This is a genomic window from Yersinia sp. 1652 StPb PI (assembly GCF_041538345.1).
Classification (GTDB): Bacteria; Pseudomonadota; Gammaproteobacteria; order Enterobacterales; family Enterobacteriaceae; genus Yersinia; species Yersinia enterocolitica_E.
This window is the reverse complement of record NZ_JAULSM010000001.1, coordinates 1,707,425-1,725,089: the sequence shown is the minus strand read 5'-3', so window position 1 is coordinate 1,725,089 and position 17,665 is coordinate 1,707,425. Positions and strand designations below refer to the sequence as shown.

Genomic DNA, 17,665 nt, shown 5'->3' with positions numbered 1-17,665 from the left:
CCAAAACATAGGACGTCTAATTAACTGTGTTATCGGCACTGGGAGGGGGAACTTTACCGGAGAGAGACATTATTTTAACGAGATGAGGATGAGTGTTAGCAGTTTGTTATTATCGAGGTGAAAACCGGCCTCATCAGGTTTTGGCCGGACAAAAACGGACCACGGTTTCGATGGAGACCGACGTGGTGATTGGTTCGGTTGACATGAGACAGGAGATCACCTGATCACTGAACGAATATCAACCGAAACCCGATAGGCAAATTAACCGAAACTTACCCTTTAATGACGGAGTCAATCAACGACATCTCTTCACTGCTCAACAGCTTTTCGATATCCACCAAAATCAGCATTCTTTCCCCGAGTGAACCTAAACCTGTTAGATACTCAGTTGCCAGAGTGACGGCAAATTCTGGAGCAGGACGTATTTGCTCATTGGTTAATGACAGCACATCAGACACACCATCAACGACAATACCCACCACGCGCTGATCAAAATTCAGTACGATCACTACGGTATTTTCGTTATAGCTCACGCCTTTTTGTGCAAACTTAACCCGTAAATCAATAATAGGAACAATGACGCCGCGTAAGTTAGTGACACCTTTAATGAACGTCGGGGTGTTAGCGATACGGGTCACCTGATCGTAGCCACGGATCTCTTGTACTTTCAGAATATCAATCCCGTACTCTTCATCGCCCAGCGTAAAAATCAGGAACTCTTGTCCTACCGTTTCGCCAGCCAGCTTCGTGACGGTTGCTAGTCCTGCCATGTTTTTACCCTTCAATCAATAGGTTGAATTTATGTTTGTTTTCAGGACCGGAACACTCCGTGCCCTATACCTGTTTTCATACGGGTTCCATACAGGCTTCAATTGGTCCACCTGTTAGGCTGCGACCACATCATCAGCCGTTACACGCTTTTCCCGGTTTAATGCCTGCAAAGCCGACACATCAACAATTAATGCCACGCTGCCATCACCCAATATGGTTGCGGCTGAAATACCTGGCACCTTGCGATAGTTACTCTCGAGGTTTTTCACCACCACCTGATGCTGACCAATCAACTGATCTACCAAGAGTGCATAACGACGCCCGGCACTTTGCAGAATCACAACGATGCCCTGAGTGGCTTCAGTTTTGGCGTTTTCAACATCAAATACCCGGTACAATTCAACCAAAGGTAAATACTCACCGCGCACTTGTAATACCCGTTCACCGCCGGCTAGCGGGTGTAAATCTTCAGCCAAAGGTTGCAGTGATTCCATTACCGCATTCAATGGCAAGATGAAGACTTCATCACTGACTTTTACTGACATTCCATCAAGAATAGCTAGCGTCAATGGCAATAGAATACGGATTGAAGTGCCAAGACCGGCCTGGAAACTGACTTGCACATGGCCGCCCATCTCCTGAATATTTCGCTTAACCACGTCCATACCGACACCGCGGCCAGAAACATCAGTGACTTGCTCTGCGGTGGAGAATCCGGGAGCAAAAATCAGCATCCCAACATCTTCATCACTCATATGCTCATTAATGGCCATTCCTTGAGACTGCGCTTTTGCCAGAATCTTCTGCCGGTTTAACCCTGCGCCATCATCCAAGACTTCAATACAGATATTACCGCCCTGATGCTCTGCGGACAGCGTCAGATTCCCCACCGGCGGTTTACCGGCAGCAATACGGGTTTCAGCATCTTCAATACCGTGGTCCAAACTGTTACGAACCAAATGGGTCAGGGGATCGATAATGCGTTCAATCAGGCTTTTATCCAGTTCGGTAGAACTGCCAAGCAGCGTCAGTTCGACTTGCTTATTGAGCTTACTGGCTAAATCGCGCACCAAACGAGGGAAGCGGCTGAACACATACTCCATCGGCATCATACGGATCGACATCACCGACTCTTGCAAGTCACGCGCATTGCGTTCCAACTGCCCCATACTATTGAGCAAATCACCGTTGATGACGGGATCCAGCGTGCTGGAGCGCTGTGCCAACATTGATTGAGTAATCACCAACTCGCCCACCAGATTAATCAACTGGTCAACTTTCTCAACCGCGACGCGAATACTGGTTGACTCACTGGCTTTCGCTTTTGGTTTTACATGTTCCGGGCTGGTCGGTGCGGCAATAACACCCGTTTTAGGGGAACTGTTGGTTTCAGCCACTGGGGCCACCGCCGTTGGCGGTAATTCTGCGATAACCGGCGCCACTACAGCCATTTCAGCTGTAGCTTCTGGTTGCAATTCAGCGGGTATAAAACTGATCTGTTCCGGTTCCAACACAAAACAGAGCACGGCGCTGATATCATCTTCACTGACAGACGTAATCAGGGTGGCTTCCAGGCTATCAGCACTTTGATGCGGATCTTTCACTTCACCCAGATTGCCTAGCTCTTCCAACATCAGTGGGATTTCTTGCTCTTTCAGGCCAGACAAGCGAATGCGCATTCCCCCCTGAACTAATGCCGGTGACTTACCCCCCACTTTGGTGTCAGTCATCACAACGCCATTCCCTTGTGCTACTGATGTGTTGGTTCCTGTGCTTTGTTGTTCTAAAGCCTCTAATGCCAGTTGGCGCAATGCGTGGCAGATATACTCAAAGCTTTCCGCATTAGGTTCCTGAGAGGTTTTATAGGCGTCCAACTGTTCCTGCATAATATCTTTCGTTTCCAAAAACAGGTTGATGATATCAGTGCTCAACCGCATTTCATCGCGACGAGCACCATCCAACAGGTTTTCCAACAGATGGGTTGTCTCTTGTAATACCGTAAAGCCAAACGTCGCTGCACCGCCTTTGATCGAATGAGCAGCACGGAAAATGGCATTGAGTTGTTCTTTATCTGGTGCCAGTGGGTCCAGCAATAACAAGTGCTGTTCCATATCTGCCAACAGTTCATCTGCTTCATCAAAGAAAGTCTGATAAAACGCGGTAATATCCATGCTCACGGTGTCACCTCTACTGTGCGTCGCGGCTTGTCGGAGAGACCGGTGCATTACTTGCAGGTGCCGCTGGCAACGATGTCGTTGGCCCAGTGGTCGCTGGAGTGATGCTCCCCGTGCTCGATTGTTGTGTTTGTGGTGCTGTTGCAGGCTGCGTTATCGTTTTCACAGGTGCTGCCGTTACCGGTACTGCCGCCGCCGATACTGTTACCGCCCCAGTCGCGGTTTGCCCGGTGGAGGTTGCCGTACCCGTTGGCGCTGTCGCAGCAGCAGGCGTCGCGGTTGGCACAGTCCCACTGGTTTCAAGCTGCTTTAAGCTCGCGGCTTTTTCTATATCCAGCGCTTTGTTATCTAAATTCTCATGCTCAATATCATGTTGCGTCTGTTTGTTCAGCACTAAAATACTGATTCGACGGTTAACCGGATCATCCGCTGCTTGCTCTTTTAAGCGCATCGTCGAGGCCATGCCCACCACCCGCAGCACTTTTCCCTCATCCAAACCACCGGCGAGCAATTCACGCCGTGAAGCATTAGCACGATCAGCCGACAACTCCCAGTTGCTGTAACCTCGTTCGCCATTGGCATACGGCAGATCATCGGTATGCCCAGACAGACTGATTTTGTTTGGTATGTCATTCAAGATAGGGGCTATAGCACGTAAAATATCACGCATATACGGCTCTACCTGCGCACTGCCCATCTTAAACATGGGCCGATTCTGGCTATCAATAATCTGAATTCTTAGCCCTTCTTCCATCATGTTAATCAACAGATGTGGCCGTAATGCTCTCAATCTCGGGTCGGATTCGATTAATTGATCCAGTTTTTCCCGCAACTTGTTCAGTCGATACTCTTCTTTGCGACTCTCTTCTGAATCGATGTGCTTGCGTACCTCGCCCACTTGCTGGGTGGGATCATCACCGCCCCCAGGAATCGGACTGGTACTGGCACTGCTCTTATCACCGCTGGTCAACGCTATTTTCAACGGTGTCCGAAAATACTCCGCAATTTGCGTCAGTTGCTGCGGGCTGGAAACCGATAGCAACCACATCACCAGAAAGAAGGCCATCATCGCTGTCATAAAGTCAGCGTAAGCAATTTTCCATGACCCGCCATGATGACCGCCACCATGCTTAGCTTTTCGCTTTCTAATCACAATAACGGGGTGGTTCTGATGCTTCATGCGTCCTCTTCTGTCGCTTGCGGTGCCGGCGCTTTCACTCTGCGTACATGCTCTTCCAGCTCAATGAACGATGGACGCTCAGTGGTGTAGAGCGTTTTACGACCAAACTCCACGGCAATTTGTGGCGCATATCCGTTCAGGCTGGAAAGCAGTGTCACCTTGATGCACTGCATCATTTTGGTGGTTTCTGCACTCTGTTGACGCAACAAGGTGGCCAAAGGTGAAATAAAGCCATATGCCAGCAAAATACCCAGAAACGTCCCCACCATCGCATGGGCAATTAGTGCCCCAAGTTCTGCGGCGGGTCGGTCGGCGGAAGCCAGGGCATGTACCACCCCCATAACCGCAGCAACAATACCGAACGCGGGTAACGAATCCCCCACCATCGCCAGGCTACCTGCGGGAACTTCACATTCTTGTTCGTGAGTTTCTATCTCTTCATCCATCAGTGCTTCGATTTCAAAAGCATTCATATTTCCGCTGACAATTAACCGTAAATAATCAGTAATAAATTCCACTAATAACTTATCGGCCAAGATCCGAGGATAATTAGAGAAAATTTCACTTTCCCGCGGACTTTCTATATCCCGTTCCAGTGACAGCATTCCCTGTTGACGGGATTTAGCTAATAAACGGTAAAGTAACGCCATTAAGTCCATATACAGGACTTTGTTATATTTAGAACGGCGCATCAATTTTGGCATGACCTTTATTGTCGCTTTTATCGCTTTGCCGTTGTTACCCACGATAAATGCACCGATACCTGCACCGCCGATAATTAAAAATTCGGCTGGCTGATACAGTGCGCCAAGGTTGCCACCAACAATCATGTAGCCACCGAAGACCGCACCTAAGACCACGATATAACCCAAAATAACTAACACGCGACATCCTTAGCAAAGTGTGTGGGTGGAAGGTGAGGCGTTAGCACCCTTTGAGTGCAATGAATTGTCATTAACTGGCTACAGGAACGGTATCCATACCGCAGCTGTAACCAAAAAACTCTGACAACTCAAAGAGACTCAAACTGCGCGTCTAACCTGCTCATCCAGCAGTTGTGAAGTAATATCGGCAGATGGCGGAGAAAGTTTACGTTTTTTTACTGCGCGGGAAGGTGGCTGGCAGAGACTGCAAACAAAGCTATTTCGTGGTTGATGCGCATGGGTGATAAAAGTCCCACCACAGCAACTGCAACCTGAGAGTTGCAACATACCACTGTCAACGAATCGAACCAGGGTCCAGGCACGAGTTAACGCCAGTAATGGCGGCACTCCAGACTGATCAGGACACTGTTCCAGATAAAGACGATAGGCCTTAATAACGGCCTCAACACCGGTGCATTGCCCGCTTTTTAGCAGGAAGCTATAAGCGTTATAAAACATCGATGAATGAATGTTTTGTTCCCAGGTCATAAACCAATCAGTCGAAAACGGCAGCATTCCTTTAGGTGGCGGACTCCCTCTCAGCTCTTTGTAAAGCTTAATTAATCGCCCCCGGCTGAGTTGCGTTTCGCTTTCAAGCATCTGCAAACGCGCACCTAAAGTGATCAACTCCATTGCCAAATGAATGTCTTTGGCTTCCTGGACAATACTTTTCACAACCATCAGTCATGCTCTTTTTTTAGGCGCACTACCGTCTTGTAACGATAGCTCGTGGAGTAAGTGACTCGACAATAGGATCCCTGTGTGGATTTGCTGCAAGTCATCGACACGAGATTCTTTCGTCAGATGATGAATAGTGTTGTGGTCACTGAAACGGAAATGACAGACTAATTGGTTAGTCTCAGCTAATTTAACCATTTGCGGTAAAGTTAACTGCGCTAATGCGTCGGCCATAGTATCTGTAATACCCAGACGAAACATCGCTGAGGCTTTTTCATCGTTAATTAACCGTTGTGCTAAAAGCAAGTAAGACAAATTAATATCATAAATATGTTTGAGTAATTCAGACGTACTCATTTTATACATCCCGACTGATTATGTTTTAAAACATAAGTTGGATGATAGAATTCTTCACCCAAGACCTGGGATCCTTCCCGCTATACAGTTAATTAAAACCCATAGAACTAAAAGTAATTAAAACCTACTGGTGTTACATTACAAAAATACCATTTTGGTATGAAATAACATGTCGTAAACTTGGCAGCTCGGTTTTGTGCTGCTCTGATAGTGCATTTTGCTATGCAATTTTTCTTACAAAATATTAGGATTATTCCTAAAGAGGCCCAACTCTACTCCCGAATCGTTAGCACATACAATGTGACTAGTGATTCATTTTAAATGTAATGTGATGCAGGTCACAAAAATAAAATATAAAGCTGTTTCTTACACCCATAATTGTTCATTTTTCACTCACATCCATGGTTAAAAAACACTCACAAGTCAGAAAAGAGCTAAAAAACTAGATATATAGGCCCAATTCTTAGTGTTTTTAGATCAGTTCGAACAAAAGCATTCCTAAAGCAAAATAGCAGAACATAAATCTGTTATAACCCAAAATTATCAGCAGTAAGGACTAAAGCAGAGGATTATAGTTCGGTTATCCTATAACTACCCTTCCGAAACTATTTTGTTTTAACGAATATTTATGCGATTTCACAAAACACCGCCTATCGACCATTTATTAACCCATTTACCTTTTAACGTTAAAAAACCCAACAACATGTATTAAAAAAGGCAACAGAGGTAACTGCATGTTTCAGTTCAACGCTATTGCACACATTTCATTCTGCCGCAGTTTTAACTTTGGTTCATATCCGCGTTTTTACAAGGAATTTGTGAATACAATGTAATTGAAAGTAATTAATAATGTTTGAAACATAAGTTTCAAACATTGCTTATTAGCGACTATTTTAATTAACGCCCTATCACGGCTCGCATTATTGGCTGGTCGTAACCAAATGTGACTGATATCCCATTTATCAAAGGTGTATTCCCCTAACCTTTAATCTATAGCCGCGCTTATGGGAGCTTAATGATGGGATACAGAAATGTACTGGTCGCAGTTGCCCTTTCACCCGATAGCCAACAATTGGTTAATAAAGCCGTTTCTATCGTGCGGCCCTATAATGGCAGGGTTTCGTTAATCACCCTGACAACTGAGCCAGAAATGTACAGCAGTTATGCTGCCCCCATGCTGGGAGACTTGCGTTCTGTGTTGCAAGAAGAAGCGCAACTATTTATGGAGGAGTTAGCGATTAATGCAGATTATCCCATAGAGGATAGATCCATTGTGCACGGGCAATTCGCTGATAGCATGGCTTACGTTTGCCAACAGCAGCATATTGATTTAGTTATCTGCGGTAACCACAGTACAAGCCTGATGAATAAACTCTCCTGTTCTGCTGCCAAGCTGATTAATACCAGTAGTGTCGACGTGTTGATCGTCCCACTTTAATTAACCCGCAGCTGCGCGTTGCGGCAACCGTTCTGTCAGAACCGTAATACCTTTCGCTGTGTTGCCGCACTATTAGCTGAAATCATCCCGCCGAGTTCTACTATTATTCTCAACACGCGTTATTTTTAATATTCGCTATGTTCACTACCGGCCTTTTTACTCCGTCCAAGTAAGGGAATTTGATGCCTCAAGATAAAACCAGTAACCGCCGTATTCTGCTGGCTTCACGCCCACATGGCACACCAACCAGCGAAAATTTCACCTTAGATATTCAACCTATTGCGCAACCCGCAGCAGGTCAGGTGCTACTTCGCACTCGCTATTTGTCGCTTGACCCCTATATGCGTGGCCGTATGAGCGACGCCCCCTCCTATGCCGCGCCGGTTGAAATTGGTGACGTCATGGTGGGCGGGGCCGTCTCACGCGTTGAAGCCTCTAATCACCCGGAGTTTCAAGTGGGTGATTGGGTTTTGGCCAACAGTGGCTGGCAAGACTATACGTTATCGGATGGTGCTGGTATCCGCAATTTGGGGCCACAACTCTCCCATCCTTCACGCTCTCTGGGCGTTTTGGGCATGCCTGGTTTCACGGCTTATATGGGACTATTGGATATTGGTCAGCCCAAAGCGGGCGAAACTCTGGTCGTTGCCGCAGCCAGTGGCGCGGTGGGCTCAGTTGTCGGGCAAGTCGGTAAACTAAAAGGATGCAAAGTTATCGGGATAGCCGGAGGATCGGAGAAATGCCGCTATGTGGTGGAAGAATTGGGCTTCGACGCCTGTATTGACCACCGGGCAACAGATTTTGCGCAACAATTGGAGAAAGCCTGTTCTGACGGCATTGATATTTATTATGAAAACGTAGGTGGTGCGGTATTTGACGCGGTATTGCCATTGCTGAACCCACGCGCCCGTATTCCAGTATGCGGGTTGATAGCACGCTATAACGATACGGAATTACCGGACGGCCCGGATCGTTTGCCACTGTTGCAAAGCATCATTTTGCGCAAACGGATTAGGATGCAAGGATTTATCATTTTTGATGACTATGGCCATCATTTTGGTGATTTCCTACAGCAAATGACCCAATGGGTTGATCAGGGCAAAATCAAGTTCCGTGAAGACTTGGTTGACGGACTAGAAAATGCGCCGCAAGCCTTTATCGGCCTATTGGAAGGCAAGAATTTTGGCAAGTTGGTGATTCGCGTCAGTAATGAATAGTCGACATAATTCCGGGGCCAACTCGCCCCGGAAACTGTTATATCAATGCCCTGATAGCAACAAATAATCTTGCCGGATATAAAACCTAGCCATTAATCGAAGCAATTACAGCCACTCGCCGAAGCGGCGAATATAAAATTGCTTCATCATTTGCGCAACAACACAGTAGCTGACTAAGGTACCTGCCAACCAAGGGAAATATTGCCACGGTAATGGTTGCAATCCGACTAATGCTCCCAATGGTGAGAACGGAATATAGATACCTATTGCCATGATCAATCCGGTGGTCAATAGCACTGGCAAGGCGGCGGTACTTTGAATAAACGGTATTTTTTGTGTGCGCAACATATGGACAACCAACGTCTGCGACAACAGACCTTCAATAAACCAACCGGACTGGAACAAAGCCTGATGCTCAACACTGTTAGCCGCAAAAACAAACCACATCAGTGCATAAGTCGTAATATCAAAAATTGAGGAAGTTGGCCCAATCCATAGCATAAAGCGGCCAATATTCTTAGCATCCCACTTACGCGGTTTGCGTAAAAACTCTTTGTCCATTTTATCCCACGGCAGGGAGAGCTGGGAAATGTCATACATCAGGTTTTGTAACAGCAGGTGGATGGCAAGCATGGGTAAGAAAGGAATAAATGCACTGGCAACCAGCACTGAGAACACATTGCCGAAATTCGAGCTAGCCGTCATATTCAGATATTTGATGATATTACCGAAGGTTTCACGCCCTATAATAACCCCCTCCTCCAGCACCATCAGATTCTTTTCTAACAGAATAATATCTGCCGACTCTTTAGCGATATCAGTGCCAGTATCAACCGATATCCCCACGTCAGCATCGCGTAATGCCGGTGCATCATTGATGCCATCGCCAAGAAAACCAACGGTATGCCCATTGCTTTGCAGCATTTTTAGCACCCGTGATTTTTGCAAAGGGGTAAGTTTGGTAAACACTGTGCGCAACTCGACTTCACGCGCTAACGTTTCATCATCCATACCTTCAATATCACGGCCACTCAACGGTTCCCCCGGCTCCAACCCGACATCGCGGCAGATTTTTGCCGTAATAATCGGGTTATCGCCCGTTAACACTTTTACTGCAACGCCATTTTCACGCAGTGCGGTGATAGCAGCCTCCGCGCTCTCTTTTGGCGGATCGAGGAAAGTCAGTAGCCCTTGAACAACCAAATCACGTTCATCATTAATATTTAACGGTAATTCACTGAGCTGAGTCCCTAACTCACGGGTTGCCAGTAACAAAACACGAAAACCGTCTTCATTATATTGCGTGGCTAACGCCAGTAATTTAGCTCTGCGGGCTTCATCCAGTGGGTATATCTTATCTCCCTCGCGAACTTGGGTGCAGATACTCAGCATCTCTTCCACCGCACCTTTGCAAATTAAGCGCTGGTGCTGCTGCTCATCTTTTACCACAATTGACAGACGGCGACGGATAAAATCAAACGGTAATTCATCGACCTTGTTAAAGCCGCGCAAAGCATCTATTTCAGGTTTACCGCGGCTAAATTTTATGACCGCCTGATCCATCAGATTGCGCATACCACTTTGATGGAAACTATTAAGCCATGCTAATTGCAGCACTTTATTGTCATTGCTGCCATTGGCATCCAGGTGGTGTTCAAGAATGATGCGGTCCTGGGTTAATGTGCCGGTTTTATCTGTGCACAACACATCCATAGCACCAAAGTTCTGTATTGCATTCAATCGCTTAACCACAACTTTGCGCCGTGACATAGCAATTGCACCTTTCGCCAGGTTAGAACTGACAATCATTGGCAACATTTCAGGGGTTAACCCAACCGCAACTGCCAATGCAAATAGTGCCGCTTCAGTCCAATCACCTTTTGTAAAACCATTAATTAGCAATACAATCGGTACCATTACCAACATAAAACGAATCAATAACCAACTGACACTGTTGACGCCACGATCAAATGCCGTCTGCGCGCGTGTGCCAACAATCGACTTAGCAAGCGACCCGAAATAAGTATGCCCGCCGGTAGCCACAACCACAGCCATTGCCGTTCCACTGGCAACGTTAGTTCCCATCAGACAAATATTAGATAATTCAAGTAATTCACTCTCGCTATTGGCATCCGCATCTACTGATTTTGAGCTGATGGCCCCCATTGCGTCGTACTTTTCAATAGGGATAGCTTCTCCGGTCAGGATCGCCTGGCTGATAAACAAATCTCTGGATTTAATGAGCCGTAAATCTGCCGGAATCATATCTCCGGCGGATAACAGAATGATATCCCCCGGCACTAATTGCTTAATCGCAATTTCTTGTTTTGCCGGTTGGGCACTATGGCTACTACGGCGTAATACTGTGGCGGTGGTTCGCACCATCGATTTCAGGGCTTCAGCCGCTTTATTGGTGCGGTACTCCTGCCAGAAACGCAATAAACCACTGATCAATACCATCGTCACAATAATAGTGACACCTATCAGATCAGTCTCCTCACCCTGTTGTAATGGCAGCCAATAATCAGTAAAGAAACTGATTGCCGCCAATACCATCAAAACAAAAATAAAAGGATTATTAAATGCTGCCAATAACTGAAGCAACGCTGGGGGCGCTTTCTCATGTGCTACCTGATTAATGCCGTATAATTCCAGTCGCTCCCTGGCATCCTCTTCTGTCAGCCCATTTAAATTAGCATTCAACTTGGATAATGTTTGATCCAAACTATTCTTGGCTTCTTGCGCGATAGCAAAAGTTTTTTTATTACTGCTACGGCTGGTAACTGTTTTTTTGAATTGGGTCATAACGCTTCTCTTTTAATTCTAAACGCACAGGGTTTATCTGCTCAATTATTGAGAGATAAATGTGCTGAACTATTATTGCGCTGCCAACTTTGTATTTATATTTAATTAGCAGCGACTAATTTGGTTAACTCCGGGGTGATCGTCCATAACAACTCCTTACTACCACATGGGTCAGTATTTAATTATTTATTGCAAAAAATTGAGCAACTTATTAATGAGTAAATTACTTTATTATTAAGCAGGTAATTCAGATGCGATACGCCAATGGACGGCACTGACGCTCCGCTCCAGACTGACACGGCAAACAATACTTTCAATTTCTCTTTGCGCTGCGGGTGTCGCCATTATTTCTGCACACACTTCCAACTGACCGGGTTTGGCAATATCTGCACTGCAAAGTGACTGTAATCGTAATGCCACACCATTTAACGCCTGTAAAATAAGGGTGCGAACCAATATCTCATCTTCCGCACCACAAGTGACCTGAATCCGGTAACGAACTTCCAGGTCTATAGCTTGTTGCTGAGGCTGCATATTAATCCGTTGCGCCGCCTCCCGTAACAATATATTGGCACACAGAATAACGGCAGTGGCGGCCACTGCATTCCAATACAGTCCCAAGCCACAAAGCACACCAATACCCGCCGAGCACCAGAGTGTAGCTGCGGTGTTCAGGCCACGAATATTCATGCCTTCACGCATAATGACGCCTGCACCCAAAAAACCGATACCTGAAACAACTTGAGCGGCGATACGACCAGGGCTATCAGGGGATGTGGCATAAGAGCTGAGAATAAATACTGCAGCACCGGTCGCGACTAATGCATTAGTACGTAAGCCCGCCATACGCTGGCGCCATTGTCTTTCAGCGCCAATTAATGCGCCCAAACACATCGCCAGTAATAAATTTACGACAAAAGGAGTTAATGCCATGATTCTCTCCATGAATTAATCACTGGTAGAATAATCATGTGCTATTTAGCACACAGGTAATTGTGCTGAGATATATAACCCGAGGGTATAAATCAGCAATAGCCCGTGTTTCTGCCGGGAGGAAAAAGTGCGTGGTTGTTAAATACCATAATAAAAACCCGAATTATTACCCTCGATGATTAAACATCGAGTGAAATATTACACCCACACTCATTGGCGTTATAACCAGACAACGATTGAATGAATCTCGTTGCGCTGACTAAAACATGGGCTTCAAGTGAATAAACACCACCAGCGCCACGATAACGTCAAGTAATAAGGGTCTACTTGGGTATGCACAACTCAGGAAATAAGAGAGGGTGCTGCCCGCCATTTTCGGCAAGCAACAAATCTGTAGAGAGATAGGTTAGCTTGCCTTGCTTATTTGACTACTACTTTGCGTATCCATTATTTTCTCCACCGAAATTTTTCAAGAGTATAGTTGCGTGTGATAATTATGTAAAGTCTATATTTCTAAACAAAACCTAAACCAGCCCCAATGAATTAAACAATAAACTTAATATTTATAATATATCGATTAATTACATCATACTCTACTCAAGCCATTGAGCATGCGTCAGGGGCATATAAGAATAAAACAGAGATAAGAGAATCAACTCAAACACTCTTACCTGCCATTCCCCGCGTCGGTGCCCATACTCAATCACCCTCGCTAAGACTCGCGCACAATGACACCTATACCCCCTCACTCAGCCAACTGAGTGCATCCCCCTATCCTTACCATCAAGTCATTGACACAATTACAGAAATCCCATCAATCTTTAATCCAAATTGCGATCGTGATCCCATTTATAACCCTAACTATTTTAGCTCCGTTGCCGATAGGTTCTTAAAGGACTGTTGAGATTTTTTTAGATATAGGGGTGGATTAACTGTAAGTAGCGATGCCTGTACCCACCGTAAATCGGCGTTACAGCGAACCAGGCTATAGCTTCAAACATACCGGGTACATCAGGCAAGGACCTTTCCTCGAGCGACTATAGAAACGGAACTAACAATGAAACGTGGAAGTACGCATCAGCCATTGGATATAAAAATAGCGCCAGAACAGAATAAAAATACGAAAGTATTGTTTATTAATAATATGCGTCTGGTCACTTTGTTTATCGCCATCTTGGCGGGAATACTGCTTTTATTTGCAGCGGCGATTGGGACGTCAGGTTACTTCTTAAAACAGAGTAACCAATCACTGGAAGAGGCGACGCAAGAGCTAGATATCCGCCTGGGTCTGTCTAACAGTTCGAACCACCTGCGTACTGCACGCCTTATTCTGATTCAAGCAGCATCAGCGGCACGTATCGGTGATACCGAGGGTTATCAGCAGGGGCTAAAAAACGCTGAGAGCCGTATCGCTCAATCGCAGCAAATGTTTAATCTCTACTATAACCGTCCGGTTAAATCCGAAACGGATAGCGCATTAGATGCACCATTGAAAAAAGCCTATGAACAGTATCGCGACGAGGGGATGAAACTCATGCTCGACGCGACGAAAGAAGGTCATTTTGAAGAAGTTATTTCCCTCGAAGCTGAAAAACTTAATCAGTTGGATGATGCTTATAATGAACCACTGCTGAAAGCAGTTAAGTATCGCACCGAACGGGCTAACCAGATTAATCAGACCGCCCAACAACAAGCCCGTCTTGGTTATATGCTGATGGGAGGCGCTTTTATTCTGGCCATCTTACTGACATTAATTGCTTTTTTAGTGATCAGCAAAGTCATCATCAAGCCGATTAATTGGCTGGTAGCACGTATTCAGCGTATTGCTCAGGGGGATTTGACACAAAGTTCGGTCTCATTTGGCCGCAATGAAATTGGTGTGCTGGGTAACAATATCCAACAAATGCAGGATTCGTTATCCCTAACTGTGGAAGCTGTGCGCAGCAGTGCTGAATCTATTTACCAGGGATCGAGTGAAATTGCACTGGGTAATACCGACCTTTCGGCACGTACCGAGCAACAAGCCGCATCACTTGAACAGACCGCCGCCAGCATGGAGCAACTGACCGCAACCGTGAAACAAAATGCGGAGAATGCCCATCATGCGAGCCAGCTCGCAGCCAACGCCTCAGGTAAAGCTGCTCAGGGTGGCGATATCGTTAATGATGTTGTTAGCACGATGGATAAGATATCCCTCAGTTCAATGAAAATTGCTGAAATTACCAATGTAATTAATAGTATCGCGTTCCAAACGAATATTCTGGCTCTGAATGCTGCGGTTGAAGCTGCCCGAGCGGGCGAACAAGGCCGTGGTTTTGCTGTAGTGGCCAGTGAAGTCCGTAATCTGGCCCAGCGCAGTGCCGATGCTGCCAAAGAGATAGAATCGTTGATTGAGGCCTCGGTTGACCTGATTGGTGATGGATCCATCCTGGTGTCCGATGCCGGTAAAGCGATGAATGAGATCGTGACAGCCGTTAGTCATGTAACTGATATTATGGGTGAAATTGCCTCTGCTTCTGATGAGCAGAGTCGTGGTATTAGTCAGGTTGCCCAGGCAGTTTCAGAAATGGACAATGTCACGCAACAGAATGCCTCTTTAGTTCAGGAAGCGTCAGCGGCGGCGGCCTCGTTGGAACAACAAGCTGAAATCTTGACTCAAGCCGTTGCAGTATTCCATTTAAAAGGCGGCAACCCTGCCCCGTCACTGAATACTCCAGCACCTATGTCCACCAAACAGAAGAGCGCGGTCGGGAATAAGAAGTCCGGTGACGACTCACTAAACTGGGAAACGTTCTGAGTTAACACCGAAATCGTTCAACCAAACTATAGTGACGATATTTAGATAGCAAAACCGGAGGCAAGGTGTACTCACCTTCCTCCGGTTTTTTATTGCGCCGCTTGCAGCACAACAGACAGAACACCAATGTTACGGGTGAAGCGGCTCGACAAAGGTGCCATCATGGCTATCAATCTCGTTAAAGAACCAGACACCTGCGGGGTAATCTTCCAACGAAACCAGATACATAATGCCCTCACTAAACTGCTCAACCTCTAACACAACCCCCTCACGCCGTGGGCCGCCATCGGTTTTTACTGTCACCCGATCATTCACTTTCATGATATTACCTTCAATTAAATCAATGCTGTTAGTGTAGTACAGAATAAGGTGAGAATGATAAGGTTTACGTATAAACAACGGTATGCTTTTGGTGAATATATTCGAGGGTAGAACAGTATTGGCTTACTGAGTAAGAGAAGCTGAGTTAATCAGAATCGAGGGGATAAAGCAGAGGATCTTGCCGGATGCCAGAAAGTAAAAAACCCGCCTTAGCGGGTTTTTTTATAATCAGCCAAAGGCCAATTAGATTGCAGTTACGTTTGCTGCAGACGGACCTTTAGCACCGTTCTCGATAGAGAACTGTACATTCTGGCCTTCAGCCAGGGTCTTGAAGCCTTGATCTTGGATTGCAGAGAAGTGAACGAACACGTCTTTGCTGCCATCAGCTGGAGTGATGAAACCGAAGCCTTTAGACTCGTTGAACCACTTTACTTGACCTTTCATCATGTTAGACATGTGTATTTCCTTTATTAAAAAAATTTGCCACCATGGGCGTGTTATAGCCGGTTATCAGTCGTTACTTATGGAGGCACTATGAAGGAAATTCGTCAGTGAAGAGCTATCAACGATAACGCTTTAAATATGAACCACTTTACTCAAGATGTCGTGCATAAATAGGTCTGTACCACAGGCCGAGACGCATTAACTCATGACCGGCTTTTAATAGCAACTCTTTTTAGCGGGCAAACTACAGATTCTTGTTTGCATGGCTAAAATAAAACCAAAAAAGCTATTAATTATACTCTTGATGCCCACTTTTACGCAGAATAATCATAAAATTTATTGTTACTAAACTACTGCTGCCCAAACGCTGGCGATAATAAAAAGAGCAAAATGTATTAAATGGGCTGTTTTACGTCATGTTTTCCGATGGGGACTGAAAGTTTATCTCATGAGTTTGCTATAATATGCAGCCACCTATCCCTGAGAAGAACGCATGAGGCCGAAGTCTGTCACCTTAGATGATGTTGCACGTCAGGCGGGAGTGTCATATCAAACCGTATCACGTGTTTTAAACCAGGCCCTTCATGTCTCGCCAAAAACCCGCAGCAAGGTCGAACAGGCCATGGCTGACTTAAACTATGTTCCTAACCGCGTAGCACAGCAATTAGCGGGGAAACATAGCCTTACGCTTGGGCTGGCAACGACAGATCTCGCGTTGCATGCCCCTTCTCAAATAGCTGCAGCGATAAAAAGCAAAGCCCGCGAGTTGGGATACGCAATAGTGATTGCCATGGTTGATGATCAAACTGGCCCAGCCTGCCAGCAAGCCATAAATGAGCTATTAGCCCAACGGGTGGACGGGATCTTAGTGAATATTCCGCTGAAGCCCAAAGGCTGCGAGAAAATTGTCCAGCAGTGTGCTGATACTCCAGTGCTGTTCCTGGATGTTGATCCACAATCCACCGCCTTCAGTGTTCTGTTTGACGCCAAAGTCGGGGCTGTTCAGGGGGCTGAACACCTAATTAGCTTAGGCCACCAGCAGATTGCCCTTATCTGTGGGCCCAAAAATGCCATTTCAGCCCAGTTACGTTATCAGGGCTGGTTACAGGTACTCAATGATGCCTCGTTAACACCGCAGGCGGTCTATCACGGTGAGTGGAATGCCAAAAGCGGCTATCAGACCACACTGCAACTTATTACCAGCAACATCCCTTTTAGCGCCATTTTGGTCGCTAACGATCAAATGGCTCTTGGTGTATTACGCGCTCTGCATGAGCATAATATCAATGTCCCTGAGCACGTCTCGGTCATTGGTTACGATGACACCGCAGACAGTGCCTATTTCCAACCGCCACTGACGACTGTCAGGCAGGACTTCAAGCAATTAGGGGCAGAGAGCGTTTCCCGCCTGATTGTCAGGCTGCATCACTCAATTGAGTTACCTTCTGCGTCTCTCTTGTTAGCCACTGAACTGACAATACGCCAAACAACAGCACGCTTTAAGCGCTCTATCCTTAAAAACGAATAAATGCGATCACTCTCGACTATTTATCCAACCACTATTTACTTTATCTGTCGTTGAATTCATCTTTATCCCAACACAATTGTGAGCGCATAACATTTTTAC

General features: G+C 46.0%; 14 protein-coding genes. 4 read left to right on the top strand and 10 right to left on the bottom strand.

Annotated elements, in window-relative coordinates:
- Positions 1 to 272: 272 nt before the first annotated feature.
- The 6 genes from cheW to flhD form a co-directional block, all read right to left on the bottom strand.
- On the bottom strand, positions 273 to 770 hold the full coding sequence (cheW, locus tag Q2T71_RS07705) for a chemotaxis protein CheW (protein ID WP_083159171.1): 498 nt from the start codon (positions 768 to 770) through the stop codon (positions 273 to 275).
- 114 nt (positions 771 to 884) lie between these two features.
- A complete protein-coding gene (cheA, locus tag Q2T71_RS07700) occupies positions 885 to 2,942 on the bottom strand; it encodes a chemotaxis protein CheA (RefSeq protein ID WP_372559878.1) in 2,058 nt (685 codons plus the stop codon).
- A gap of 16 nt (positions 2,943 to 2,958) precedes the next feature.
- Entirely contained in the window at positions 2,959 to 4,125 is a 1,167-nt protein-coding gene (gene motB, locus Q2T71_RS07695) for a flagellar motor protein MotB (RefSeq protein ID WP_372558659.1), read from the bottom strand.
- Positions 4,122 to 5,009, bottom strand: coding sequence for a flagellar motor stator protein MotA (gene motA / locus Q2T71_RS07690; protein WP_083159174.1), 888 nt, complete (start codon positions 5,007 to 5,009; stop codon positions 4,122 to 4,124). Before motA ends, motB begins: the two co-directional genes overlap by 4 nt.
- Before the next feature lie 138 nt (positions 5,010 to 5,147).
- The gene (gene flhC, locus Q2T71_RS07685; protein WP_083159175.1) at positions 5,148 to 5,729 is read right to left on the bottom strand and encodes a flagellar transcriptional regulator FlhC; all 582 of its coding nucleotides are present in this window, start codon (positions 5,727 to 5,729) and stop codon (positions 5,148 to 5,150) included.
- A gap of 3 nt (positions 5,730 to 5,732) precedes the next feature.
- On the bottom strand, positions 5,733 to 6,083 hold the full coding sequence (gene flhD, locus Q2T71_RS07680) for a flagellar transcriptional regulator FlhD (RefSeq protein ID WP_193784677.1): 351 nt from the start codon (positions 6,081 to 6,083) through the stop codon (positions 5,733 to 5,735).
- Between the two features lie 1,018 nt (positions 6,084 to 7,101).
- Here flhD and uspC point away from each other — a divergent pair.
- Positions 7,102 to 7,521, top strand: coding sequence for a universal stress protein UspC (gene uspC / locus Q2T71_RS07675; protein ID WP_083163715.1), 420 nt, complete (start codon positions 7,102 to 7,104; stop codon positions 7,519 to 7,521).
- A gap of 182 nt (positions 7,522 to 7,703) precedes the next feature.
- A complete protein-coding gene (locus tag Q2T71_RS07670) occupies positions 7,704 to 8,738 on the top strand; it encodes an NADP-dependent oxidoreductase (protein ID WP_083159177.1) in 1,035 nt (344 codons plus the stop codon).
- 105 nt (positions 8,739 to 8,843) lie between these two features.
- On the opposite strand, the gene mgtA is transcribed toward Q2T71_RS07670, so the two are convergent.
- Both mgtA and Q2T71_RS07660 read right to left on the bottom strand, forming a co-directional pair.
- Positions 8,844 to 11,543 carry a magnesium-translocating P-type ATPase gene (mgtA, locus tag Q2T71_RS07665; protein WP_372558657.1) on the bottom strand — a complete coding sequence of 900 codons (2,700 nt, stop codon included), beginning with the start codon at positions 11,541 to 11,543 and terminating at the stop codon, positions 8,844 to 8,846.
- 234 nt (positions 11,544 to 11,777) lie between these two features.
- On the bottom strand, positions 11,778 to 12,476 hold the full coding sequence (locus Q2T71_RS07660) for an MgtC family protein (protein ID WP_193784678.1): 699 nt from the start codon (positions 12,474 to 12,476) through the stop codon (positions 11,778 to 11,780).
- A 1,057-nt stretch (positions 12,477 to 13,533) separates the two neighbouring features.
- On the opposite strand from Q2T71_RS07660, the gene Q2T71_RS07655 reads away from it, so the two are divergent.
- Complete coding sequence (locus Q2T71_RS07655; protein ID WP_372558656.1) at positions 13,534 to 15,273, top strand: methyl-accepting chemotaxis protein; 1,740 nt, start codon at positions 13,534 to 13,536, stop codon at positions 15,271 to 15,273.
- A gap of 129 nt (positions 15,274 to 15,402) precedes the next feature.
- Here Q2T71_RS07655 and dsrB read toward each other — a convergent pair whose 3' ends face one another.
- Positions 15,403 to 15,594, bottom strand: coding sequence for a protein DsrB (gene dsrB, locus Q2T71_RS07650; RefSeq protein WP_372558655.1), 192 nt, complete (start codon positions 15,592 to 15,594; stop codon positions 15,403 to 15,405).
- A gap of 243 nt (positions 15,595 to 15,837) precedes the next feature.
- Positions 15,838 to 16,050, bottom strand: a complete 213-nt coding sequence (cspE, locus tag Q2T71_RS07645) for a transcription antiterminator/RNA stability regulator CspE (RefSeq protein WP_002210893.1) — start codon at positions 16,048 to 16,050, stop codon at positions 15,838 to 15,840.
- Positions 16,051 to 16,531: 481 nt separating this feature from the next.
- Between cspE and Q2T71_RS07640 the strand changes: the two genes are divergently transcribed.
- Complete coding sequence (locus Q2T71_RS07640; protein ID WP_372558654.1) at positions 16,532 to 17,566, top strand: LacI family DNA-binding transcriptional regulator; 1,035 nt, start codon at positions 16,532 to 16,534, stop codon at positions 17,564 to 17,566.
- The last annotated feature ends 99 nt before the right edge of the window (positions 17,567 to 17,665 follow it).